Origin of the sequence: Flavobacterium sp. (genome assembly GCF_043773265.1) — a bacterium.
In the GTDB taxonomy this organism is placed as follows: domain Bacteria; phylum Bacteroidota; class Bacteroidia; order Flavobacteriales; family Flavobacteriaceae; genus Flavobacterium.
Window position 1 is genome coordinate 1 of sequence record NZ_JAYVFH010000072.1, and the last position, 3,370, is coordinate 3,370.

7 protein-coding genes are annotated in these 3,370 nt (G+C 32.4%); all 7 read left to right on the forward strand.

The features are described 5' to 3' along the window. A partial coding sequence (rplO, locus tag ACH2BO_RS03875) for a 50S ribosomal protein L15 (RefSeq protein WP_395043443.1) occupies positions 1 to 426 on the forward strand: 426 nt, incomplete at its 5' end. A 12-nt stretch (positions 427 to 438) separates the two neighbouring features. Continuing rightward, positions 439 to 1,782 (forward strand): preprotein translocase subunit SecY, encoded by a 1,344-nt coding sequence (gene secY / locus ACH2BO_RS03880; protein WP_395043444.1) that lies wholly within the window; start codon positions 439 to 441, stop codon positions 1,780 to 1,782. Between the two features lie 3 nt (positions 1,783 to 1,785). Beyond that, the gene (gene infA / locus ACH2BO_RS03885; RefSeq protein ID WP_007136545.1) at positions 1,786 to 2,001 is read left to right on the forward strand and encodes a translation initiation factor IF-1; all 216 of its coding nucleotides are present in this window, start codon (positions 1,786 to 1,788) and stop codon (positions 1,999 to 2,001) included. Positions 2,002 to 2,013: 12 nt separating this feature from the next. Further along, the gene (gene ykgO / locus ACH2BO_RS03890) at positions 2,014 to 2,130 is read left to right on the forward strand and encodes a type B 50S ribosomal protein L36 (RefSeq protein ID WP_081932050.1); all 117 of its coding nucleotides are present in this window, start codon (positions 2,014 to 2,016) and stop codon (positions 2,128 to 2,130) included. Between the two features lie 2 nt (positions 2,131 to 2,132). Next, positions 2,133 to 2,507 carry a 30S ribosomal protein S13 gene (rpsM, locus tag ACH2BO_RS03895; RefSeq protein ID WP_395043445.1) on the forward strand — a complete coding sequence of 125 codons (375 nt, stop codon included), beginning with the start codon at positions 2,133 to 2,135 and terminating at the stop codon, positions 2,505 to 2,507. Positions 2,508 to 2,515: 8 nt separating this feature from the next. Further along, the gene (rpsK, locus tag ACH2BO_RS03900) at positions 2,516 to 2,899 is read left to right on the forward strand and encodes a 30S ribosomal protein S11 (RefSeq protein ID WP_035125668.1); all 384 of its coding nucleotides are present in this window, start codon (positions 2,516 to 2,518) and stop codon (positions 2,897 to 2,899) included. 134 nt (positions 2,900 to 3,033) lie between these two features. Beyond that, the coding region (gene rpsD, locus ACH2BO_RS03905; protein ID WP_395043446.1) for a 30S ribosomal protein S4 at positions 3,034 to 3,370 on the forward strand (337 nt) is incomplete at its 3' end.

The window sequence follows — 3,370 nt, forward strand, 5'->3', positions numbered from 1 at the left end:
GAAGGTTCAACACATAATCAAAATAAAAGATTAGGTAGAGGAGAAGGTTCTGGAAAAGGTGGTACTTCTGCAAGAGGACACAAAGGAGCAAAATCTCGTTCTGGTTATTCTAAAAAGATTGGATTTGAAGGTGGACAAATGCCATTACAAAGACGTGTGCCTAAGTTTGGTTTTACAAATGTTAATAGAATAGAACATCAAGGTGTTAACCTTGATAAACTTCAATTGTTAGTTGATAATGGAATTGTAACTGATACTGTAGATTTTTCTGTATTAGTTTCTAATCGTTTAGCTACTAAAACCGAACTTGTTAAAATTTTAGGTGGTGGCGAATTAAAAGCAAAATTGAAAGTATCTGCTCACAAATTTACTGCAACAGCTAAAGCCGCTATAGAAGCAGCTGGAGGTGAAGTAGTTTTATTATAATATTCTGATTATATGAAGAATTTTATTGAATCATTCAAAAATGTATGGAAAATAGAGGAGTTGAAAAACAGAATCTTAGTTACTTTAGGTTTACTTTTAGTATATAGATTTGGTGCTCATGTTACTCTTCCTGGAATTGATGCAACACAATTAAGTGGTTTAACAGGTCAAACAAAAGACGGAATAGGATCTATTCTTGATATGTTTACTGGTGGAGCATTTTCAAAAGCTTCAGTTTTTGCCTTAGGTATTATGCCATATATTTCTGCTTCAATCGTTGTACAGTTAATGGGAATAGCCATTCCTTATTTACAAAAACTTCAAAAAGATGGAGAAAGTGGAAGAAAGAAACTAAATCAAATCACACGTTGGTTAACTATTGGTATAACTTTACTTCAAGGTCCAGGTTACATTATTAATTTAAGACAAACTATTCCTCAAGAAGCATTTTTATTAGGTTTTGATTCGTTTTCTTTCTTATTTTCATCAGTTTTAATTTTAACTACAGGTACAGTATTTGCTATGTGGTTGGGAGAAAAAATAACTGATAAAGGAATTGGAAATGGTATTTCACTTTTAATTATGGTTGGTATTCTTGCAAGATTGCCACAAGCTTTAATTCAAGAATTTACATCAAGAGTTACCAATAATAATGGTGGCCCAATGATATTGGTATTAGAAATTATATTATGGTTGTTAGTAATAATTGCTTGTATATTATTAGTCATGGCTGTTAGAAAAATTCCAGTACAATATGCCAGAAGAACTACTACAGGTGATTTTGAACAAGATATGATGGGTGGAAACAGACAATGGATTCCTTTAAAGCTTAACGCTGCAGGAGTTATGCCAATTATCTTTGCTCAAGCTATTATGTTTATTCCTGCTGCTCTTGCTGGTATTTCTGACTCAGAAATGTCGCAATCAATTGCTGGTGCTTTTAGTAATATGTTTGGTCTTTGGTATAATTTAGTTTTTGCTACATTAATTATAGTATTTACTTTTTTCTACACTGCCATAACTGTTCCAACTAATAAAATGGCAGATGATTTAAAAAGAAGTGGTGGTTTCATTCCTGGCGTAAAACCTGGCGTTGAAACAGCAGACTTTCTTGATAAAATTATGTCACTTGTAACTTTTCCAGGATCATTATTTTTAGCTTTGATTGCTATATTTCCTGCAATAGTTGTTAGTTTTAATGTTCAACAATCTTGGGCTATGTTTTATGGTGGAACATCACTAATCATTATGGTTGGAGTTGCAATTGATACCATTCAACAAATAAATTCATATTTATTGAATAAGGAATACGACGGATTGATGAAAAGTGGAAAAAATAGAAAAGCAGTAGCTTAATATATGGCAAAACAATCAGCAATAGAACAAGACGGATCAATCATTGAAGCATTATCAAATGCAATGTTTCGTGTAGAATTAGAAAACGGACATATCGTTATCGCTCACATCTCTGGAAAAATGCGAATGCATTACATTAAATTGTTACCTGGTGACAAAGTAAAACTAGAAATGAGTCCTTACGATTTATCTAAAGCAAGAATTACCTATAGATATTAAAGATATTTTAAAATGAAAGTAAGAACATCAGTTAAAAAAAGAAGCGCAGAGTGTAAAATTGTGCGTAGAAAAGGTAGATTATACGTTATTAATAAAAAGAATCCTAGATTTAAACAAAGACAAGGATAGTTATGGCAAGAATCGCAGGAGTAGATATTCCAAAAAACAAAAGAGGTGTTATAGCACTAACCTACATCTTCGGAGTAGGAAAAAGTAGAGCAATTGAGGTTTTAGAAAAAGCCCAAGTTAGCCAAGATAAAAAAGTTCAAGATTGGAACGATGATGAAATCGGAGCAATCCGTGAAGCTGTATCGTACTATAAAATTGAAGGAGAATTACGTTCAGAAACTTCATTAAACATCAAACGTTTAATGGATATCGGTTGTTACAGAGGAATTCGTCATAGATCTGGTCTTCCATTAAGAGGTCAAAGAACTAAAAACAATTCTAGAACAAGAAAAGGTAAAAGAAAAACTGTTGCTAACAAGAAAAAAGCAACTAAATAGTAAGTAATATGGCTAAAGCAAGTACAAAAAAACGTAAAGTTATAATTGAATCTTCTGGTGAAGCTCATATTAGTGCAACCTTTAATAACATAATCATTTCTTTAACTAATAAGAAAGGTGAAGTTATATCTTGGTCTTCTGCTGGTAAAATGGGTTTTAGAGGTTCTAAAAAGAACACTCCATATGCAGCTCAAATGGCCGCCGAAGATTGTGGAAAAGTAGCATTAGAAGCTGGACTTAAAAAAGTAAAAGTTTATGTAAAAGGACCAGGAAACGGACGTGAGTCTGCAATTCGTTCTCTCCATAACTCAGGAATTGAAGTAACAGAAATTATTGACGTTACTCCAATGCCACACAATGGATGTCGTCCTCCAAAAAGACGTAGAGTATAATTTTATATTGAATTTATTCTGAATTTATTTCAGAATCTCAATATCTAATATAATTAAGTATAACAAAAGATAGACTCAAGATTATCGAAGGATTTAGACCTGAATTCATAATCGCTATCTAAAAACAATTTAAAATGGCAAGATATACTGGTCCTAGTACAAGAATAGCTAGAAAATTTGGTGAAGCTATTTTCGGAGAAGATAAAGCTTTCGAAAAAAGAAATTACCCACCAGGACAACATGGAATGTCCAAAAAAAGAGGTAAAAAATCAGAGTACGCAGTACAATTGATGGAAAAGCAAAAAGCTAAGTACACATACGGTATTCTTGAAAAACAATTTAGAAACTTATTTGAAAAAGCAGCAGCATCCAAAGGTGTAACAGGTGAAATCCTATTACAATTATGCGAAGCAAGATTAGATAATGTTGTTTATAGAATGGGACTTGCTTCTTCTAGAAGAGCTGCAAGAC